Origin of the sequence: Thalassotalea sp. G20_0, from assembly GCF_017744175.1 — a bacterium.
Lineage (GTDB): Bacteria > Pseudomonadota > Gammaproteobacteria > Pseudomonadales > Endozoicomonadaceae > Endozoicomonas.
In genome coordinates, this window is the sequence record NZ_JAGHQV010000322.1 from 1 (window position 1) to 792 (window position 792).

The window sequence follows — 792 nt, forward strand, 5'->3', positions numbered from 1 at the left end:
AGAGAGCTGGCCAAACCCCGGAGAACATCCCGAAACGGTGCGGACACCCCGGAGGAACCCTGCAACAGGGCCTTGACCGTGGTGTCCATTTCCCGGGCATTAAATCCATGGAAAAGCCCGGCCTCGCTGGTTTCTTCCCTGGCAAACCCGGTGGCCAGGATTATCTCGGACCGCGCTTGTGCCAACTGTGAGTACATATTCAGGAACCGGTTGACCAGGTTGTCGATAATGATCTCTCTGGCCGGGTTTTCCCCGGTAGCTTCCGGATTTGTGGTCAGGCCACGGCTGGCATCATAGCTGATGCATTGCTGGCCAAGGCTGCTGATGGTCAGGAAGTTATCCCGGAGCAGTTTGTCCATGGCCCGCAGGCCGTGGGCACAGCACACCAGCCGTTCAAGCGACCATTCAAGATAACTCCCGCCGTTGATGGTTATCTCTTCACCACTGCGCTCGATAGCCTGCATCGCCCGGACATTGTTATTTTTGATGTCGTTTATCTGCCGCGTATAGTCGTCATGGATTACCTGGCCCCGGTCCGCATAAAGTTTCAGCAGTTTTTTGCCCTGCGTGCCCATCTGCGACGGGTGACTGTCGGTGACGGAGGGGGTCGGAGTCGCAACGGGTTGGGTGGTGTGATCCGGTTCGATGGTTGGCGACGATGACTGAGCATCAGCATGATCGTCAATGGCCGACGGGGTCGCCTCAAGGTGAGCTGTTGGTGTTTGGGAAGGGGATAGTTGCGAAGTCATCTCCGGTGAGATCCGGGCCATTGTGCTGGATGACAATGTCTGA

At 56.9% G+C, this 792-nt stretch carries 1 protein-coding gene; it reads right to left on the bottom strand.

Going from position 1 to position 792, the window contains the following annotated elements:
- Nucleotides 1–749: hypothetical protein (locus J7438_RS28750; protein ID WP_209278980.1), on the bottom strand; the 749-nt coding region annotated here is incomplete at its 3' end.
- Nucleotides 750–792: the final 43 nt, after the last annotated feature.